18 protein-coding genes are annotated in these 20,586 nt (G+C 37.5%); 8 read left to right on the top strand and 10 right to left on the bottom strand.

The window, feature by feature from the left end; genetic code table 11:
* Window positions 1-9 precede the first annotated feature (9 nt).
* Both M3O96_RS01325 and M3O96_RS01320 read left to right on the top strand, forming a co-directional pair.
* On the top strand, window positions 10-738 hold the full coding sequence (locus tag M3O96_RS01325) for a hypothetical protein (RefSeq protein ID WP_249718014.1): 729 nt from the start codon (window positions 10-12) through the stop codon (window positions 736-738).
* A gap of 7 nt (window positions 739-745) precedes the next feature.
* Entirely contained in the window at window positions 746-961 is a 216-nt protein-coding gene (locus M3O96_RS01320) for a hypothetical protein (protein WP_249718012.1), read from the top strand.
* Here the strand turns inward: M3O96_RS01320 and M3O96_RS01315 are convergent.
* Entirely contained in the window at window positions 935-2,041 is a 1,107-nt protein-coding gene (locus M3O96_RS01315) for an alginate O-acetyltransferase AlgX-related protein (protein WP_249718009.1), read from the bottom strand. The two genes, M3O96_RS01320 and M3O96_RS01315, sit on opposite strands and share 27 nt — an antisense overlap.
* Window positions 2,042-2,043: 2 nt before the next feature.
* Window positions 2,044-3,411, bottom strand: coding sequence for an MBOAT family O-acyltransferase (locus M3O96_RS01310; protein ID WP_249718007.1), 1,368 nt, complete (start codon window positions 3,409-3,411; stop codon window positions 2,044-2,046).
* A 359-nt stretch (window positions 3,412-3,770) separates the two neighbouring features.
* On the opposite strand from M3O96_RS01310, the gene M3O96_RS01305 reads away from it, so the two are divergent.
* Window positions 3,771-4,502 carry a gamma-glutamylcyclotransferase family protein gene (locus M3O96_RS01305; RefSeq protein ID WP_249718006.1) on the top strand — a complete coding sequence of 244 codons (732 nt, stop codon included), beginning with the start codon at window positions 3,771-3,773 and terminating at the stop codon, window positions 4,500-4,502.
* Window positions 4,503-4,513: 11 nt separating this feature from the next.
* Here M3O96_RS01305 and M3O96_RS01300 read toward each other — a convergent pair whose 3' ends face one another.
* Entirely contained in the window at window positions 4,514-5,350 is an 837-nt protein-coding gene (locus M3O96_RS01300) for a 3-keto-disaccharide hydrolase (protein ID WP_249718003.1), read from the bottom strand.
* 433 nt (window positions 5,351-5,783) lie between these two features.
* Between M3O96_RS01300 and rfbF the strand changes: the two genes are divergently transcribed.
* Genes rfbF through M3O96_RS01275 form a run of 5 tightly spaced genes read left to right on the top strand, consistent with a single transcriptional unit; the run spans window position 5,784 to window position 10,793 of the window.
* Window positions 5,784-6,566, top strand: a complete 783-nt coding sequence (gene rfbF, locus M3O96_RS01295; RefSeq protein WP_249718001.1) for a glucose-1-phosphate cytidylyltransferase — start codon at window positions 5,784-5,786, stop codon at window positions 6,564-6,566.
* A gap of 54 nt (window positions 6,567-6,620) precedes the next feature.
* Complete coding sequence (locus M3O96_RS01290) at window positions 6,621-7,712, top strand: NAD-dependent epimerase/dehydratase family protein (RefSeq protein ID WP_249717998.1); 1,092 nt, start codon at window positions 6,621-6,623, stop codon at window positions 7,710-7,712.
* Window positions 7,709-8,965: a UDP-glucose dehydrogenase family protein gene (locus M3O96_RS01285; RefSeq protein WP_249717996.1), complete on the top strand. Its 1,257-nt coding sequence runs from the start codon at window positions 7,709-7,711 to the stop codon at window positions 8,963-8,965. Before M3O96_RS01290 ends, M3O96_RS01285 begins: the two co-directional genes overlap by 4 nt.
* Window positions 8,965-9,504 (top strand): dTDP-4-dehydrorhamnose 3,5-epimerase, encoded by a 540-nt coding sequence (gene rfbC, locus M3O96_RS01280; RefSeq protein ID WP_249717993.1) that lies wholly within the window; start codon window positions 8,965-8,967, stop codon window positions 9,502-9,504. Before M3O96_RS01285 ends, rfbC begins: the two co-directional genes overlap by 1 nt.
* Before the next feature lie 8 nt (window positions 9,505-9,512).
* On the top strand, window positions 9,513-10,793 hold the full coding sequence (locus M3O96_RS01275; protein ID WP_249717991.1) for an NAD(P)H-dependent oxidoreductase: 1,281 nt from the start codon (window positions 9,513-9,515) through the stop codon (window positions 10,791-10,793).
* Window positions 10,794-10,799: 6 nt separating this feature from the next.
* On the opposite strand, the gene M3O96_RS01270 is transcribed toward M3O96_RS01275, so the two are convergent.
* From M3O96_RS01270 to M3O96_RS01240, 7 genes are all read right to left on the bottom strand, one after another.
* Entirely contained in the window at window positions 10,800-11,957 is a 1,158-nt protein-coding gene (locus tag M3O96_RS01270) for a hypothetical protein (RefSeq protein WP_249717990.1), read from the bottom strand.
* 19 nt (window positions 11,958-11,976) lie between these two features.
* The gene (locus tag M3O96_RS01265; protein WP_249717988.1) at window positions 11,977-13,125 is read right to left on the bottom strand and encodes a hypothetical protein; all 1,149 of its coding nucleotides are present in this window, start codon (window positions 13,123-13,125) and stop codon (window positions 11,977-11,979) included.
* A gap of 32 nt (window positions 13,126-13,157) precedes the next feature.
* Window positions 13,158-14,840, bottom strand: a complete 1,683-nt coding sequence (locus M3O96_RS01260; protein ID WP_249717984.1) for a hypothetical protein — start codon at window positions 14,838-14,840, stop codon at window positions 13,158-13,160.
* A gap of 2 nt (window positions 14,841-14,842) precedes the next feature.
* The gene (locus M3O96_RS01255; protein ID WP_249717982.1) at window positions 14,843-16,255 is read right to left on the bottom strand and encodes a glycosyltransferase family 4 protein; all 1,413 of its coding nucleotides are present in this window, start codon (window positions 16,253-16,255) and stop codon (window positions 14,843-14,845) included.
* Between the two features lie 64 nt (window positions 16,256-16,319).
* Window positions 16,320-17,465 (bottom strand): glycosyltransferase, encoded by a 1,146-nt coding sequence (locus M3O96_RS01250; protein WP_249717980.1) that lies wholly within the window; start codon window positions 17,463-17,465, stop codon window positions 16,320-16,322.
* 150 nt (window positions 17,466-17,615) lie between these two features.
* The gene (locus tag M3O96_RS01245; RefSeq protein ID WP_249717971.1) at window positions 17,616-18,824 is read right to left on the bottom strand and encodes a hypothetical protein; all 1,209 of its coding nucleotides are present in this window, start codon (window positions 18,822-18,824) and stop codon (window positions 17,616-17,618) included.
* Window positions 18,817-20,538, bottom strand: coding sequence for an ABC transporter ATP-binding protein (locus tag M3O96_RS01240; protein WP_249717970.1), 1,722 nt, complete (start codon window positions 20,536-20,538; stop codon window positions 18,817-18,819). Before M3O96_RS01240 ends, M3O96_RS01245 begins: the two co-directional genes overlap by 8 nt.
* Window positions 20,539-20,586: the final 48 nt, after the last annotated feature.

Raw genomic sequence — 20,586 nt, 5'->3', positions numbered from 1 at the left:
AGAAAACGCATGATCAAATTCTTCAGAAAAATAAGACAGCGATTACTAGCAGAAGGAAATCTGAAGAGATATCTGCTTTATGCCATCGGAGAGATTCTTCTTGTTGTCATTGGGATCTTGATTGCCTTGCAGATCAACACCTGGAACGAATGGAGGAAGGATAGGATCAAAGAAGAAAACATCCTCCATGATTTGGCGAAGAATATCGAAATCAACATACAGACTTTCCAGAATGACATCAACTTGCTTGAAGAATGGGGCCGTTCAAGTGAAATAATTATTCTTGCCTTGGGAAATAAAACAGTCTACTCAGATACCTTAAGGAATCATTTTCATCTGGCGAGGATAACAAAGCAAAAGCTGTTTGTTTCAAATATTGGTTTTCAAGCTTATAAGGACTATGGATTGGATTTAATTACGAATAAGAATTTGTCTGCAGAAATCATCAAACTCTATGAATTCACCATTCCGTCTATTTTATCCACCAACGATTTGGTCAATGAGGTTGATGCCGAATGGGACAATCATATCGTACAGAATTTCGATTTCATAGAAGGGGTGGGGCTTACACCCAATGATTACGAATCCCTGTTTGCAGATCATTATTATGTCTCTTGGGTCAAAGCATATAATCAGGGAAGGAAATCCTTAATCAAAACCGATCAAACATTGATTAAAGAATGTGAAAGTGTATTGCAGTTAATCCGGAATCAACTGAAAAAATCTAATTCACAATAAAAATTTTATGAAACAAATTACATGGCTTATGCTTTCTTCTTCTCTTTTACTTTTGATGGGAAGTTGTCAGGAGAAAGTAAAAATGTTTAAAATCCCCGAAGGCCATGTGGCTATGTTTGGCTATGGTTCCTTGATGTCCAAAAATTTGATTGAAACCGGTCTTTTGGATAAGGTTTATAATGGACCATTTTTGCCTTCAGAGATCCAATTTACCCAACTCTAAAAGCTTTTCAATAGTTTTTTGATATCCCAGATTCATTCCATCGGTATTCCAATGCGTATCATTCGGGTAATACATCAATTCTTTGGATTTCCTGAAATCATCATATAGTTTAATTACATGAACCCCTTCGTTTTCAAGTTCTCTATACAAACGGGGTAAATAATTGTCATAGGAAACTCCAGTTACGAACTCATTATAAATTGTAATTTTATTTGGTACAGGCATTACCACCAATTCCAGGTTATAGGTGAGGCTTAAATAGTCACGCATATAAGCTAAGTTTGCCGCCACTCCTCTTATTTCTTCGTCTGTGTGTTTGTGAAAATAACTGTGCTTACTTTGATCTACTGTCTCATGGTAGAAGAGGAAAGGGGGATTACGGCTATATACAGGAGTCATTTCATTGATGTAACCAAAAAGCCTGAATCTTACGGTACTTATTAAAGAAGTGATTCGCCCAATATACTTTGATCTATTTAAAAAATATTCAAACTCGACATCTTGGTTTCCGGGAAAAAAATAGTCTAATATCCCAGTAAATACATTTATTATTGGAACAGGTTTACTGGCTTCAATTTGTTCTTCCCGCTTATCTTGCCCAATTTCCTGTTCCGGGGTTAACGTTGGATCAATAGTATTCAGGTATCTCTCCACAACTTCCAGAATCAACACCCTTCTCTTTCCTTTTTCAACCCCATATTGCCCCATCATAAATAATGGGGAGAGGTAGTGGCTATCATAAAACACCTTAATTCCAAGCGAATCACTGATCAATTCCGGTATACCAATTTGTCGGGGATGGTCCAAAAAACTATCTCCAAGAATGAACATTTCTGCATCATCTGAAGAAGGATGCTTTTCACTGAATTGATACTGTCTAATTCTCGGCTCAACAGGTATTCGGAAATCCTCTATCAAACAAATCTGGTATAGATCACCATATATATCTGTATCGTAAATTATATCCTTGTCAAGCAACCATTTCTTTTTTACATCATAGTCCAAGCGGATTGCAACACTTAACATAGTTGCTATTAAGGCCGTCAGGAGTAAGGCGGTTTTTAATAAAATGCTCTTCATACCTAGAATTGAAAATAAAGAAAATCTGCTCCATCAAATTTACCAAGCAAGAGTATGCTTCCAATACCTACCATCAAAAGTGCCAATTTACCAATCCATGGCAAGCTGACTAATCGATGATTGAGGTTTTTGTAAACTTGAAGGTATTCTACAATAGTCAATACCCCAATGAGAATTATGGACAGGCTAAAATCAATAGGAAACCTGAATAAATTAATCCCAGAAGTATCAAAACCAAAATTCCTGATATTATTAAGTATAAGTAAAGCGTCTTCATAATTACTGGAGCGAAAAAAAACCCATCCCAATAATACCAAATGATAGGTGAGGACAATCTGAAAAATCTGTCGAATTGGGGATGGTTTTCTTCTATCCTTTGATTCGCTTTTACCTATACCTGAACTATTAAATATAGAAGTAAATACCAAATAAATCCCATGCAAAAAGCCCCATATTACAAAATTCCAACCGGCTCCATGCCAAAGGCCGCTAACTATAAAGACAAAAAGAAGGTTAAAATACCATCGTCCCTTACCCAAACGGTTACCACCTAATGGTATATAAAGATAATCTCTGAACCAAGTGGAAAGTGAAATATGCCACCTGCTCCAAAATTCACCAATATTTCTCGAAAAATACGGCTGGCTGAAATTGGTCATTAATCGGACTCCCATCACCAATGCCGCTCCAATAGCTATATCAGAATAGCCTGAGAAATCGCAATAAATCTGAAATGAAAAGAAATAGGTCGCAATCAAAGATGAAAATCCCCCATATTCTCCGGGATTATTATAAACAAGATTAACATACTCGGCCAAACGATCGGCAATGACGACTTTTTTGAAGAATCCAAAAGTCATTAACAACAATCCATCCCTCACATTGCTATAGTTCAGGTCAATAAAGTTCCGTAATTGAGGAAGTAACTGGTAAGATCTTTCAATCGGTCCCGCAACCAATTGTGGGAAATAGGAAACATACAGTGCAAAACGACCAAAGTGTCGTTCTGGAATAGTAATCCCCCGATAAATATCTATCGTATAACTTAGGGTCTGAAAGGTATAAAAAGATATTCCGACAGGTAAAAGAATATCCAATTCCGGAAAATGGTATCCTATATTGAAAACACCAAGCAAGTTCTCTGTAGATTTACTAAAAAAACCATAATACTTGAATGTAAATAAGATTCCGAGGTTACTAATTAGGCTCAAACTCAGAAGAACCAATTTATTAAGCTTTTTTGAAGTCCTATAAATCCAAATCCCTGCAAAATAATCAATCACTGTGGAGGCGAATATCAGAATGATATAATTCACATTCCAGCACATGTAAAAATAGTAGCTTGAAACCAAGAGGAGAATCCATCGCAACTTGGGATTTAGCAAAAAATATATTCCAACAACTATAGGGAAAAATACCAAAAAATTGTAGGAATTGAACAGCATAAGGGATGAAGAAAAGTTAACAGCGGATTGTTTAGATGCTCATAAGTCTCTAATTTAATTAAAAATCTCACAAAATTCCGTGCTCAAATAAAAATTACATGATCAGAAAGCAAAAAGACGTCATGATATTTTTCCCGGCGGAAAGCACATCCCAATAATTTGATTTAGATGATCAGGTTATGAAATCGAGTTCAACCAAGAACAGCACAAAATGGAATACCCGAGCTATCCCGGGGGAACCATCGGAGATTCCATTTGACCATTGAAAATCAAATTATAAACAGATGAAACATATATTTAATTTGATGCTTTACGCTATCCTATCTTTCCTTCTTGGAAGTTGCCAAGAGAAAACACCAATCTTCAAAATCCCAGAAGGCCATGTGGGTATGTTTGGCTATGGTTCGTTGATGTCCAAAAATTTGATTGAAACAGGACTTTCGGATAAGGCCTATGATGGGCCGTTTTTGCCCGCACACCTCAAGGGTTATAAGCGGTCATGGACTTTTGCATGGCCAACAGACCTTCCGCTGTACAATGTGGACAGTACTTTCACCAAGGATTATATTTTGATAGAAGGAGATACGGTCTATCCCAAATACCTGCATTACCTCAATATCCGCGAAGATCCGAATACGGTCATCAATGGCGTATTGTATATCGTGCCCGAGGCTGATTTACCCAATTATGATGCGTGGGAGTTGGGGTATACACGATTTGAGGTCACTGACTTAATCCAAGGATATGCCATCGAAGGAGGTCCGGTATTCGCTTATAAGGCGCTTCCTGATTTTGAGTTGGAGCCGAATAATGATTACACCCAAAATATCATTGAACGCAGTTATGTGAAAATCCTTGAGGATGCATTTGGATATTGGGGAAAAGATTTTGAAGCTGAATATCATAAAACCACAGAACCATTTGATCCTGCTATTCTGCATGAAACCCACAAGATCTTTTTGATAAATCCTGCAATGGAGAAAGTACAAGAGTTAAAGTCGGGTTTTAAGTATTGAAGCCTAACGATTTAAAGATCAATTGGCAAACTAGATATCTTTTTGACTTTGATGTCTTTGTAGAAAATCTCGGCTCCTTCGGACTGGATTTGAATTTTACCGCTTTTTAGCGGTAATTCACCTGTTTCAGACCTATACCGTGAGTTGTAGAGTACCATCACAACCTTGTTGTTTACCATGTGCACGGCTGTGTCTCCAAAGCAATAAAGTTCAAGGGTATTCCATTCACCGGTGGGATTTTCGGCATCGGGGTATTTTACACAGCGCCTTCCGACAGCGCTCGAATCACTGAATACCAATAGTTCTGCTTCAGGATCATAGACATAGAGGTCATCCATCTTCTTTGCCGGGATGTCCATGATTCCGCCGGCCACACCCCAATAATCGCCACAATCACCTTCCTGCACCTGTAACTCCTGTGAACGCATCCAAAAACCACCGTCTGCCCCATGTGAGCCCCCGGCATGGTACAGTATACCGCTGTCTCTCTTGTTTTTGTCGCGGGGTTTGTGTTTCGCTTCGCCCCATTTGAATTGAAGGCTGAGGTGGTAATTACTGAAATCCTGCGTAGTCGATAAGCCGCCCCATTGCTCCCCTGATATGCGAATTGCGGGCTTTCCATCCACTTCCATCACACTGAATACACTTTGCGGATCGATGTTTAGTCCAATTGGACTATCAGATTTCCTCACGGTAGAGTCGGACTTTAACACCCATTCGGGTCCTATATAGGTGTCCCAACCGGTAAGGTCTTTATCATTGAAAAGTACTTCCCATTGCTCTTCAGGCTTACAGGATAGTGATACTAGGAGTGAAAAAGCGAGAAGCAAGATATTGGCTTTGGACATTTATTTTGGGTTTGGTTAAAGGTAGTGATTATTGCAGAAAAGAAAAGGGGGGGGATTAGCCCAAAAGGGAAAGAATTTGAAAATGTTTCCAATGAGAAATATTTATTTGAATAGAAGGGAAATACAATTGATAATAGAAGAAAAAATTCAAGTAAATCATTTATATTAGAACAGTAGCCCAATCGTCACAATATTATATGGGAAAAGAAAATTTTATAGATGAATTAAATCTTTGATTAATTAAAAAAAGTGGTTGTCTGCTTCTTTTCCAGTAACCCAATATTCTACTACAGATGGTACGCCTGCCTTCAGTAGGCAGGTAACATAAGTATTGGACATTTCAGTCACCGGACAAGAATTAAATTGAATACCATTCTAATGGTATCATTGCGTAGATACATTATAAATAATTTATACATTATAAAAGATTAAAATGAAAGCAGTCATTTTAGCAGGGGGATTTGGAACCCGTATTAGTGAAGAAAGTGGTGTTAGACCTAAGCCAATGGTAGAAATTGGAGGAAAACCCATTTTATGGCACATAATGAAGATTTATTCATTCCATGGGATCAATGAATTTGTAATATGTTGTGGATATAAAGGACACATGATTAAAGAATATTTTTCGAATTACTTTCTTTATACTTCAGATGTGACTTTTGATCTTAAAAATAATACAATGGAAGTTCATAGAAAGAACACAGAGCCTTGGAGGGTTACTTTGATTGATACAGGAGAAAACGTGATGACAGGAGGCAGAATCAAACGGGTAGCGGAACATTTAAAAGATGAAACGTTCTGTTTAACTTATGGAGATGGGGTCAGTGATATTGACATCACAGCTTCTATTGAATTTCATAAAAAATCAAATGCGATGGCCACGTTGACAGCTGTGCAGCAACCGGGACGGTTTGGAGCCTTTACTCTTGCTCAAGATGAATCAAAAATTACCAATTTCAGAGAAAAGCCAAAAGGTGATGGTATGGACAATGCATGGATCAATGGAGGTTTTTTTATTGTTGAACCAAAAGCTTTGGATTACTTGACAGGAGATGATTGCATATGGGAAAGGGATCCTTTAGAAAACATTGCTAAAAACGGTGGTCTTGTAGCATTTAAACATGAAGGTTTTTGGCAACCCATGGATACTTTGAGAGATAAGAATGTATTGGAAGAAATGTGGAATGAAGGTAGAGCTCCCTGGAAGAAGTGGTAAGTGTAGGATTATTGAGTGAAGTAATCATAACTATTTCCTTTATCAAATAAGAAAATGAAATCAAATCAAATTTTAAAAGAAGATTTAGAATACATCTTCAATAAACTTTCCAAGGACGAAAAATATAAGTTTTCAGGTTCCACTATATTACTTACAGGTTGTGGCGGATTCCTAGGATATTATTTCATGCACTTTTTAAGTGCCTATGCGGATGAACTAGGTATAGAAAAAATTATAGGTCTTGATAATTTTCTTACAGGAACCAAAGATTGGCTTGAAGAATTGTCAGAAAACAATCCGAAAGTGGCATTACATACCTTTGATATTATCCATGATGATCCTTCTAAGATTCCAGATTTAGATAAGGCAAACCTTATCATCCATGGTGCCTCAATTGCATCTCCGACTTTCTATAGGATTTATCCTCTGGAAACAATTGATGCGAACATAACAGGGCTTAGAAGATTATTGGATTTTTATAACTCAAAAGACATCAAAGGATTCTTGTTTTTTTCAAGCAGTGAAATTTATGGCGATCCATTTGCCCAATTCATTCCCACCCCTGAGACATATAGGGGCAATGTTGCAACTATGGGTCCAAGAGCCTGCTATGATGAGGCTAAGCGCTTTGGAGAAACATTATGTTATATTTTCCATGAAAAATACAATATGCCAATATCCATAGCAAGACCATTCAACAATTATGGCCCTGGAATGAATATTAATGATAAAAGACTTCCCGCTGACTTTGCAAAATGTGTTCACGAAGGAAGAGATTTGATCATGTTTTCAGATGGAAAGCCAACCAGAACATTTTGTTACATTTCAGACGCCATAACAGGTTATTTAAAGGTACTTTGTTATGGGAAATTAGAAGCATTCAACATTGGAATTGATAAACCTGAAATTTCTGTAAAAGAGTTTGCCGAACTGTTTATAACTCAAGCTAATGATATCTATGGATTTAATGGGAAAACAATATTTCAGACTTCAGATGATAGTGAATATTTAACAGATAATCCTAACAGAAGATGCCCGGATATTTCAAAGGCAAGAAAACTATTAAATTATGATCCTGAAATCCTTGTACAGGATGGAGTCGGAAGATTTTTGAAATTTTTAAAAATAAACAACGGAAAATTATGAACATTAGTATCCTAGGATTAGGTTTTGTGGGTTTGACCACAGGCCTTGGATTCGCAAAAAAAGGGTTTAATACCTTTGGATTCGATATTAATGAAGATAGACTCAATAAATTGAAAAACCATATCATTCCTTTTCACGAACCACATCTGAAAGAGGTCCTTGGGGAAACTTTGGGTAAATCATTTTTCTTGGACGTTAATTTTTCAGAAGCAATTCAAAAAAGTGATGCAGTATTTTTATGCGTAGGTACTCCTGAAAAGGAAGATGGCAGTGCGGATTTGAGGTATCTATTAGATGGCATAGAGCAAATTTTAAAGATAAATACTGACAAATTCCAGGTATTAATTACTAAATCAACTGTTCCTCCTTCGACAGTATCCAATGAGGTTATCCCTTTTGTAAAAGAAAAACTTCAGAAAAACCCTGGAAGGAATATTGGCTTTGCCTCCAATCCAGAATTTTTAAGAGAAGGATATTGCTGGGAAGATTTCATCCAGCCTGACAGGGTAGTCATTGGTGTGGAAGACGAAAAATCAAAGGAAATTCTGGATAAAATCTACCAACCCTTCGGGGCTCCCATACACTACGTGAATTACAACACTGCTGAATTCATCAAGTACCTCTCCAATACCCTTCTATCCACCATGATCAGCTACGCCAATGAGATGTCTATGGTGGCAGGTGCAATCGGAAACATTGAAACTCAAAAAGCTTTTCACATTCTTCATGAAGATAAGCGGTGGTTTGGACAACCTGCAGGAATGAAAAGTTATGTGTTTCCGGGATGTGGCTATGGTGGATATTGTTTACCAAAAGATACAGCCGCCTTGATAAGTATTTCTGAGAAAAATGGCTTCATTCCTCCGATTCTTAAAGCAAACCTGAAAATTAACCATGACATAAAACCGTTTCTAGTGCAACAAATAGCGGAAAAGGCAGCATTGGAATCATCTATTGGTATATTGGGACTATCTTTCAAGCCTGATTCAGATGATGTAAGAATCACACCTCCGAAAGAAGTTATTGAACTCTTAATCCAAAAGGGTTATAAGAATATTTTTGCCTATGATCCAATAGCGAATGAAGAATTTAAAAACCATTATCCAGATATTGATATAACCTACCTAAATAGTTTAGAGGAAATCACTTCAAAATCGGATCATTTGGTTTTACTCACTGGCTGGAAAGAATTCAAAGATCGTAAAGACATCTTTGCCTCTAAGAATATTTTTGACTTCAGATACGCCTTGTAATGGAAAAAATTGAAACTAATTTGGAGGGATGTTGTATCATCAGACCAAAGACATTCATTGACCAACGGGGCAGTTTGACAAAAATCTTCCACCAACCCACTTTTCAAGATTTGGGACTGAAAGGAAATTTTACAGAGGAATACTATTCACTTTCCTCCAAAGGGGTGGTAAGAGGTTTACACTTTCAGGTACCACCCTCTGAACATGCCAAGTGCATCATTTGCCTTTCCGGAAGTATTTTTGATGTGGTTGTTGATTTGCGTAGCTCATCTCCTACTTTTGGAATGCACTTTTCCATAATTCTTAAGTTCGAGGAACCACGAATTCTTTATATTCCAGAGGGTTTTGCTCATGGGTTTATGGCTTTGGAAGACAATAGCCTCTTTTTGAATAAGTCTACAACTGTATATGATCCAAATTGTGATAGGGGCATAAAATGGAATTCCTGTGGCATAAAATGGCCTGATTTACCTCCTATACTTTCTCAAAAAGATCAAGAAATGCAATCATTATCTTCTTTTAAATCACCTTTTAAATAAACTACATTATGATTTTAGTAGATAAATCTTTAAAACGTAGAGAACAAACAGGTAATCCGATAAAGGTTGGAATGATAGGGGCAGGGGAAATGGCAAAAGGAATGATCAATCAGATCATGCACTACACACCTGGGATGACAGTCTTAGCCATTTTTAACAGAAATCCGAAAAGAGCAGAGAAGGTGCTTCAAGAATTGGGATTATCTGACTTTGAAATCAGCAATAAAATAGGTGAGGCTGAAAAAATTATAAATGAAGGGAGAATTCTTTTAACCTCTAATATTGATTTGTTTCTTTCCTTGAACCGCGTTGAAATTGTTGTTGAGACAACAGGAGCTGTTGCCTTTGGCGCAGAAACAATTTTAAAAGCTTTTGAAAAAGGAAAACATGTTCTTTCATTCAATGCGGAATTGGATTCCACTCTAGGCCCCATTCTATATCAAAAATCAAAAGAGGCAGGGGTGAAATATTCTTTGGGCGATGGAGATCAACCTGGGGTTACTATGAACCTATATAGGTATGTTAAAGGTATGGGATTCGAACCACTAGTCTGTGGTAATATTAAAGGGATGCTGGATCACTATCGAACTCCTGCAACCCAAAAAGGATTTGCAGATTCTTGGGGAATGCAACCGGAGATGGCCACAAATTTTGCAGATGGGACTAAGGTTGCCTTCGAGCAATCTTGTATTGCCAATGCGACGGGAATGAAAGTTGCCAAAAGAGGCATGTTGGGATATGAATTTACCGGCCATGTGGATGATATGACACATTTATTTGATTTGGAAGAACTAAGAAAATTAGGGGGAATCGTGGATTTTGTAATAGGATCAAAACCCTCTCCGGGTGTTTTTATATATGCAACGGCAAAAGACCCTTACTCTATTAAATATTTAAAATACGGAAAATTAGGAGAAGGTCCCTTGTACAGTTTTTATGTTCCTTTTCACTTATTATTCTTTGACATTGCAAGTTCAATTGCTCGCCTCATCGATTTTGACGATCCTGTAATAGTTCCTCTCAAAGGTTCTGTAGTTGATGTCATTGCAGTTGCCAAAACAGACCTTTATCCCGGGGATAAATTGGATGGCATTGGGGGATTCAAAGCTTACGGACTTTGTGAAAATCATGATATTGTTTCCAAGGAAAACTTATTGCCAATGGGACTTTCCGACGGTTGTAAAGTGAAAAAATTCATTCATAAAGATCAACCCATACTATACACTGATATAGAATTGCCTGAAAATAGATTGATTGATCAACTTTGGAATGAACAGCAAGAGTTATAAGTATATTTATTTCCTTCCATATTTTGTCTTTAAAGTTTCCATAAAACCACTGATGGTTTTTACGGAATCCAAAAATTCCATCGCAAATTCATTTGCCCATTTAGCGTGTCTCTGATAATCTCCATTAATTTGGTCAATAGCGTCAACCGCTTCATCTAAAAAGTTGACCGCAAACAAGCCTCTTCCGGTTGGTAAATATTCTGACCATCCGGTATCTTGTAGAACTACAGGTCTACCCGAAAGCAAATAATAACCAGACCTTTCTAAAAACATGCCATTTTTAGTAGCCACATGGGCATTCTTTGCTACGGAGAATTCACCTTTGGAGCCATTAATATATTTTTTATAGCTTGTAAGGGTTACAGAAATATCGTCGGCATTCACAACATTCCATCTGTTTTCTTTAAGAAGATCCCAAGGTACATTTGGGCCGGATACAGCAATTTCCATCTTCTGGTTGACCAATTTGGGCAATTCCAAAAATTTTTGGAATTCCACATCTTTCATCCCAAAGGTTTTACCTTCGTATGTTTTTACTGGATTTGCTTGCCAAGCCATAACCGTGGTAAAAGAAGCATCTTTTGAAACAGGTATATAGGGAGTAGGCTCAATCAAAACCGGAACCATCATCTTCTCCCAGGTTATTCCCAGATCCGGAGCCTTTGCCTTTGGGGTTCCAATATTTAAACCTAGAGAAAAATAGGCATCATAAGCTGGAACGGCTTCACCCGAATCAATCATATTCTGAATGCCAATCTGGTTCCATCCGGGTTCTCCATCCAACAAAACTCTTAAAGGTCCATTCATTGAATACTGAGGTAAAGTGTCAAATTGTGTGTCAATGAAAACGTCGGCCTCTTTAAACACTTTTATCAGCTCTTGCTTAGACATGCCAAAATGAGTTTCTTCATGATCAATAAAACACCAGCTATTCTGCATATCATATCTTTTCAGTTCTTCGATCACCCTCATTATGCCATAACTTGGATCATTGATCATCAACTTGGTTTCAACGTTATAACATGCATATTCCCAGGAAACATCTTCCACGTAATAAACTTTATATCCCAAGGATTTTAATCCATGAAACCATGCTGTCCAAAGTTGTATAAGGCCACCCCAGGGATATTTGATAATGGAACCACTGATTATAATATTTTTCATCGAATTGGGTTTTCGAGTTTCAAATCCCTATTTTTTCTATTATTTTTTTGAGCACTTTATCTGAATCAAAGTACTCAAAAACCATTTCTATGGCAGATTGAGCATGTTTTGTATATTCACTGTTGATTCTGTCTATGGCTTCAATGGCTTCATCCAAGGTATTAATAGCTAATACGCCAAGGCCACAAGGAAGGTGTTTGGAGAACCCTGTATCCTGGCTGATGACAGGTCTTCCCTGAAGCATATAATAACCTGCCCTTTCCCCAAACCAGCCACATTGAGAGTCCACAAAAACATTTTTTACAATGCAAAATTCACCCTTGGATCTGCCGATATAATCATGGTATGCATCCACCGTAGGAACCACATCAAAGGCACTCTTTACTGACCATAAATTATCTTTTAACTTTTGGTGGGGCACTCCTTCACCTGAAACTGCCACCTCCATTGCTTGTTTGACAAATTTTGGCAGGGACATAAATTTTTCAAATTCAATATTTTTTTGCCCGTAAACTCTCCCATTGAATGTTACCTCCTTATGTGATTTCCAATTCATAACAGTACTAAATGGCGCATTTTTGACAGGGGGTTGGTATGATAATTTTGGGTTTTCAATTATTATGGGTGTCCATGCTTTTTTCCATTCAATCCCAACAGTCGGAATAATATTACCTTCTTCTCCAATATTGAATCCATCTGTAAAATAGTGGTCATATTTTGGCAGGCTTTGTCCCTCGGATACCATATTGCGTAGTTTAAATTGAAACCAACCCGGTTCGCCATCGATAAATACCCTAATGGGGACATTTTCCGAACCTTGATCCCATTCTCCCCATTCAAGATCCAAATAAACATCACATTCTTTAAAAAGCTTATTGAGTTGATTTTGGTCCATTCCATAATAATTCCTTTTATAATCGAAAAAACACCAATTATTTTCCATCCCATATTTTCTCATAAGATTATTTAAAAAATTAAGACCGTAGGTACAGTCATCGGTCATAATCAATTGGCTCATATCAAAACATGCATATTCCCATTCGCTTTTTTCTATAAAATAAACCTCATTTCCCAGCTTTTTTAACCCTATAATATAGGCCATCATGAATTGGACAAGGCCACCTGTCGGAAACTTTACAATTGATCCGTTTACAATGATTTTTGCCATAGCGCTGTTTCGTTAATTCCTACTATCAGTATTTAAATAATCACCAGATTATTATATTGTTGAATGTCACCTTCTTTATTGGGAGAAGCAATTTTTAATATTTTTCCCTTTTCAATTAGCTTGATTTTAATCCGAAAAGGGTAACCATCTGGTGTATATAATTTATTGTTTAAATGTAAAATCCCAATGTTTGGTTTGTCCTCCAAAGTGAGGTTGAAATTATATCCAATCAACAGGGTACGCAGGTCAATAAAATATTTAAATCCGCATTCTTTCCAGTTTTCTAGACAATCGGAAAACCACCCGACACCATGTTTTGAAAGATCAAAGTCATGGAAATAACCGACAACTGGACATTCTTTGATTCCCCAACTTATATCATGTTGATCCAAATAGGGGGCTTCCACCAATTGTGTCCAGCAAAACCTTTCTTCAATTTTAAAGGCTTGGTAATAACTGCTGATCATTTTCCAGCGCATTTCCAATGCATCCTTTTGAGTTTGTAGGGTGAATGTTTCACCTGGAAATACCATCACCACAGGTTGGTCATTCCAATAAGATTTCAAGGCTTTTGAGGCATTTTGCAAGGGATGATTTTCAGGTGAACTGTCTTTGATAAACTTCATTGCATCAGCTCCAAATTCCCTAAACCAATTGATATCATTGGATTTATTGGGAGATATTGACCAAGAGTTAAGATCAGGATAAAGATGGGTGAATCCATGGGTTTCCACTTGTGCCTTTTGCTGAAGAATTAATTTCTGAATGCAATGATACTCTGAGACATAGTCATAACTGACATTTTTTTTGGACAAATAAAGAACTTCCTGTGATGGATAAACCTCGCCTGCCAGTCGATCAACTAATTGGCCTTTGATATGTAATTCCCCTTTTTCCCGATTTCCATCATCTACCCAACCGTTTACGTAAGCTATGCTCAGTTTCGCATTAAAATTCTCTATAATAGAACCTATCTCAAGCCACTGATTTTCAGTTAGTTTTGGTGTATTTTGATATATTTCATGGTGGATAATTTCAGAACTACCCGGATCGTCCATGCGTAGCGCCATGGTACCTGTCCAGTCTATCCATGCAACAGCTGTTGGATGTGATATTGTCAGAATTTGTTTGATTAAAGGAAAGAATTCCGGGTGTTCATCTATTTTTTCTATTGGGTTGAAACCCAATCCTACAAGATGACTTTTTCCATATTTAATTTGGATACTTATAGGATTTTGATTGATGAGAATTAAAGGTGATTGGTTTTCTTCTGCTTCTACTCTGTATCCACTAATAGGTTTAATTAGAGAAATGATTTCAAGATCTTCAATAGAAACATAAAGTTCTTTTCCCGATGCCAATTCTTCTGAAAATGTTAATCCCAATATGCTGTGCCATGATGCATTATTTAAACCCTTTCTTAAGATCAACAAAGAGGGTAATTCTTCAATCAGATCCAGAATCGTTTTGATCAAAAATGGATGTACTGTTTCTGGATCACAGGCTAAAACGATCCATTTGTAACTGATTTCAGGAACCGGTTCCCATTTTTCTTCTTTGGTTGAAATGATTTCAGCTTTCCATCCCATCATTTTGGCAATCATATACCATTCCAGGGCTTCTCTATCCTTGGAAGGAAGCCATGATCCATCCCCCCAGATATTTTTTTCCTTTTTAACTAATTTGCTATCGCTAATGATCAAGAAAGTATCCATAATCAACTTATCTGATTCTTAAGCACGGATTCAAAACCTATGCGAAGGGATTGCTCCACTGCATCAAAGGAAACAGTGTCTTCCGCCAGCTTTCTGATAGGGGATTTCATCTCTTTTATTTTGCCGGGATTGGACATCACATAATTTATATGTTCAGATAGAGACTTATCATCACCTGGTTCAAACAACCAACCGGATATATCTGAATTCACCAAGTCACTTATGCCTCCCACATTTGAAGAGATCACTGGAATACCACATGACAAAGCCTCACAAACTACCACAGGAAAGCCTTCCCGCCAAGAAGCCATTATCAAACATTCAGATACATTGTAATACCAGGATTTTTCTAGAGCTTCTCCAATCCAACCAGGGAAAATCACCCTTCCAGAAACAAGTTCCTTAGCAAGACCTTTCAGATCTTTTTCATCCTTACCCCCGCCAATGATAAGCAAATCCACATCAGGGAAAGTTTGAGCATGATTTTGAAATGCTTTAATGATGGCACTTATCCGTTTTACCGAATCATCAAACCTGCCCATAAACAACAAATACCTTCTATTTGGATCCAGGTTGGTATTCTGACAGGCATTTCCCTTATCCATTATTTGATAAGTATTCGTGTCAATTGGAGGGCGGATAATGTTTATTTTTTCTGAGGGAATGTTAAAACGGTTTTCTAAAAATCGGGTTTCCTTATTTCCTGAAGAAAAAATCCAGTCTGCCTTTGGTAGGCTTATATTTTTTGCTGCTTTTCCAAGATATTCTTTGTAGGTACTGCCAGAGTGAAGTGTAAGTAGGGGTACATTGAGAATTTTTGCAAATAATACCAATACATCAAATTTTCCACTGCAATAATCTTGTACAAAAAGGACATCAGGTTTGTCTTTGTATATGGTTTTCAATAATGAAAAGGACAAAGGCGCTAAATATGAAGCAAAAAGAGCATAGCTCCTGTAAAATCTTTGCCACCTCCAAGCAAAGGAGGGAAGATAAAATGATTTCCAAAGAATACGGTGCAAAGTACAGGAAGAAACAAATTTAATGGTGCAGCGAATTTTTTCATGAACGGCTTCCTGTATTAGAGGTTTAATGGAAGGAACATACCAAGTAACATCCCCCAGATTTTTTTGGACGATTTCTAACCAACCATGATTACCGGTATTATGCCATGAGGAGAAATTTTCCTGACTGACACCATAATGTGGGTAAAAATCCTCAAAAACATCAGGGAAATCAAAAAAAGCAATCTTTATCACCTTTTCGGTTTTGGGTGAAATCAACCGTTTTTCTGAGTTTAGCATGGAAAATTCCGGAAAATGTTCTGAATTAAAGTGATTTTCAATACCAGAGGACATAGTTATATTAAGGTTTGCATTGCTATTTTCAAATGGCTTAGGTCGATGTTTTTCCATTTTTTCAAACAATTATGGTGCTTTTTATAAGGTTAGAATATACCTTATGAGGTTATTGCGTAAATCATAGGCATGCGTCAATTAATTTTTGAAGTATCTTTTCTCCATCAAAATATTCCCGTGCAATTTCTAGTGCTTTAAGACAATGTTTTTCATAATTGGAGTTGATCTCATCCAAGGCTGATAGAGCTTGGTCTTCCGTTTCAAAACTCAAAACTCCTTCTCCGGTCTCCATCCATTGTGAGAAACCAGTCTCCTGTGTGATCACAGGCCTTCCACTTGCAAGGTAACATGCACTTCTTTCACTGAACCAACCTGAATTGCTGATGACATATCCGGATTTGGCCACAGTAAATTCTCCTTTGGATTGCTGGATGTACTTTTGATACACCCAAGGGTCTATTGATACTTCCATGGGGTCTACCAATATCCAGTTTTTTTCCAAAAGTTCTTTTCGGGGAACGCCATCCCCTCCAAGAGCTATTTCAATTTTACTTTGCGATTTTAATGGGATGTTTTCTACGATTGAAAATGACTCTGCTTTTAAACCATAGGTTATCTCCTGAAATTTCACTGGAGCATAACTTTTCCATTGCATTATACTTGTAAATCGGCTATCAAGTAATGGGTGATGGTGTTTCCAAAAATCAAGATAAATAGGTTGCCTTGTGACTTGCCATCTAAATCCGTCATCTGGTATTTTACTGTAAGGATGATGGATGTTCTCCCCGAAGCTAAACAGGTGGCTATGACTATCCACTAACTTTTTTCTTGCGGGTTCTTGAATATTTCTCACCTGTGTGAATACCGGATCCGTATCAATAAATATCCTTATGGGAATGTCCCCCATCCAATCCCTTATGGGGTTGATTCCTGATATATTGATCAGTATATCGAAATCTGAATTGCATTTGGAAAACTCCTGTGCGCTTTTCCCATACCACTTTCCAAAATTAGCATCATAATAAGCCCATTTAATTTCCAGTCCGAGCTTGTCAAAAAGTAGTTGAACATATTTCAGTCCATAGGTTGGGTTATGATCTGTTATGTGTGTTTCAGGATTATAGCAGGCATATGGGGTGTCGTCACTGTCTTCACAATAGGCTATCTCATGACCCAAAGCTTTGAGGGAAAGCAAATATTGAACATGGTGCCAAGTCATGCCGGCAATAGGACCACGTACCAAATACCCCATTACCAAAATTCTCATCTTACCCCTATTACTACTGTTAACCGGTCCCATGGATAATTTTATTATTTTTTTAATCTGGTTACCTATCCTTTAATTTATGTTCTGAATTCCCACGAATGATCCCTCGGCTTTTTTTATCTGTTAAGGCTTCTTCTGTTTTTTGGATTGCTATGAACTTACAGAATCTATTAACACTGACAACACTTTATCTGAATCCAAATAAGCTTTTGCAAGCTCTTTGGCTTTTTCACAATGATATGTATAATTCCCCTCCACTAGCTCCACTGCATTTTCTATTTCCTCCATGGATTCAAAGGCAAATAGGCCGAAACCTGTGGGAAAGATTTGGTCAAAGCCGGTATTTTGCACAATGGCGGGTTTTCCTGCTGCCAGATAGCAAGCAGTTCTGCAACTGAACCATCCGCTTTTATCCACCACATATCCACCTTTGGCCACACTCCATTCCGCTCTAGAGTTTGATATGTACTCCCTATAGTTATCCATAGTATTACATTTCTGATGGGCATCAGTTAGCTTCCATCCAAATCGGGTCAATAGTTCCTGGGGAGATTTAAAATTGCCAAGATCCTTTCCCGAAGGTGATTTTGTTTTCCAATTATCATGTTGTAAAGGAGCCATAGCTACCTCAAAACTGCATTCTTTTTTTCTTTGTGGTAGTTCAAGGAATTTTATGAATTCAACATCCTTTTGTCCATATACTCTTCCCTCCTTTTCTAAGGGTTTATAGCTGGTCCAATTCATTATCGTGGTGTAGTGATCACTTTTGGCAGGGGCAGAGCCCCATTCTGAAAGTACAATTGGACTTCTTGTGGGTAGCCACTTTATTCCTGAATCCGTTTTTTTTGAAGAAAGCAATTCACCAAAACTGAAAAAACAATCATGGCCAATTACCCTTTCCCGAAACCTGGATTCCCTCATTTTTAATTCAGTAAATCCAGGATCACTATCTATATAGACCAATTTTTTTACCTCCCGGTAATATTCAGGAGTCATAAGTGTACCTGATACATTAAGTAGAATATCCGCTTCTTTAATTACATTTTTTCTTTTGGTTTCGGACATACCAAACCATGTATTGCTCACAGGATATCTGTATGCCCAGTTATTTTCCAAACCATAACGTTGCAATACCTGATGTATATGGCGAATATTTTGGTCACAATCCTTAGCTTCCCATTGATCGCCAGTAGGACCACCGGTAAAATTATAAGGCCATTCTCCCGAATCTTCAATATAATAAACCTCATGTCCCAGAATTTTCAAGCCAATCAGGTATTGGAGGTAATCCCAAGTGACACCACCCATTCCATAATGCTGCCCGATTAATCCGGTGACAATTACTTTCAACTTATCCATCTTGTTTGGCCATCCTAAGGGACTTGATCTTTAGTTTCATTTCGTCCTCGTTATGATTGGAAACAATGTCTACTATTTTACCCATTTCCAAATGAATCAGAATATCACATTTATTAAGGGTGTTCAGTCGGTGTGTTACAAGGAAATTTGTTCGTCCTTCCATCAACCTGTCCATAGCCTCCATGATTTTCCCTTCTGTATTGGAATCTACGGAGCTTGTTGGTTCGTCGAGAATAAGGATAGGGGCATTTTTTAAAAAAGCCCGGGCTATTGAGATACGTTGCCTCTCCCCACCGGACATTTGAAATCCCCTTTCACCTACCTGGGTGTTATATCCGCTAGGGAAAGCTGAAATAAAATCATGGGCATTGGCAACTTTAGCTGCTTCTATTATTTCATCCATTTCAGCATCGGGTTTGCCATAGGCAATATTTTCGGCAATGGTGGTGGAAAATAAAACAGGCTCTTGTAGGACAATACCAAATTGATTTCTGTAATCAGTGAGTTTATATTTATTGATATTAATATCATCAACCAAAATTTCACCGGATGTCGGTTCATAAAACCTGGTAAGTAAACTCAAAATAGTTGATTTACCAGAGCCTGTGGTTCCCACAATTCCCACCTTCTGTCCAGGATTGACTTTAAATGAAATATTGTTCAATACGGGTTGATTTTCTTTGTAATAAAATTCCACCTCATTGAATTCCACCGCACCTTTGCATCTTTTAATTCGGATTGGATTGGGATCTTCTTTGACATCTTCATTTTCATCCAATAAAGCAACAACCCTTTCCAGACTTGCAAATGATGATTGAAGAAAATTTATTTGTTTGCTGATAGAGGACATTGGCCCAAAGAGTTGGGCCAAATAGGACATCAAAAGCACCAATTCTCCCACAGAAAGTTCTCCTGCCCGGACAAACGTAGCTCCTTGGTATAGAAATACTGCAGTTCCTACTGCAATCAAAAGGCCAACGGATAAATCATAACCTCCTCCAATAAAAGCCAGTCTCAAATGTCCGGTAATTGCCTTTTCAGATTTTTTCAAAAAGTGCTTTTGGTGATGGGATTCCCGGACAAAGGCCTTTACCACTCTTAAAGAGGACAGGGTTTCATGGATCACAGACATGGCAGCACTTTCTGATTCTTTTACATTGATCCAATTTTCTTTCAGTTTATTACTTGAATAATTGGTAAAAAAATAGAGGAATGGGATGACGGCTATGGCAATCACAGCTAATTGCCATTGTAGAGCAACCATGATATACAACATTCCGAAAACTGTAAATAAGGCGGTTAGTAATGGTGACAAGGCATTTAAAACAAGGTCTTTGATAGAGGCGGCATCATATTGTATCCGGTAGATGGAATCAGAAATCCCAACCTGGTCATGATAGGTTAAAGACATCCTCTGTATATGTCCAAAAAGTATATTCCTGAAGGATAGTACAAGTTTTTCTCCTGCATAGGAATGAAGTACCCATAAAAGTAAGCCTTGAATGCTTTTCACAAAGGCTATGGCAATCAATAAAGAAACAGCAATCAATAGCATGGTCTCAAAATTGTATTCCATTGAATCCGGGAACAACCCTGTAAGAATGGAGGGTAAAGGTTTATCACCAAAAACACTATCAATTATAATGGTTAATGGAACTGGATTTAACAAAACCAATGGAGTGGATAACAATGTCAGGAGCAGTATGCCCAACATATGAGGGATGAACTTTTTGGAATATCCATATACCCTAATAAGGATATG

Origin of the sequence: Aquiflexum sp. TKW24L, assembly GCF_023502205.1 — a bacterium.
Lineage (GTDB): Bacteria > Bacteroidota > Bacteroidia > Cytophagales > Cyclobacteriaceae > Cognataquiflexum.
The sequence above is the reverse complement of the archived record's forward strand: the minus strand, read 5'-3'. Positions and strand labels throughout refer to the sequence as shown.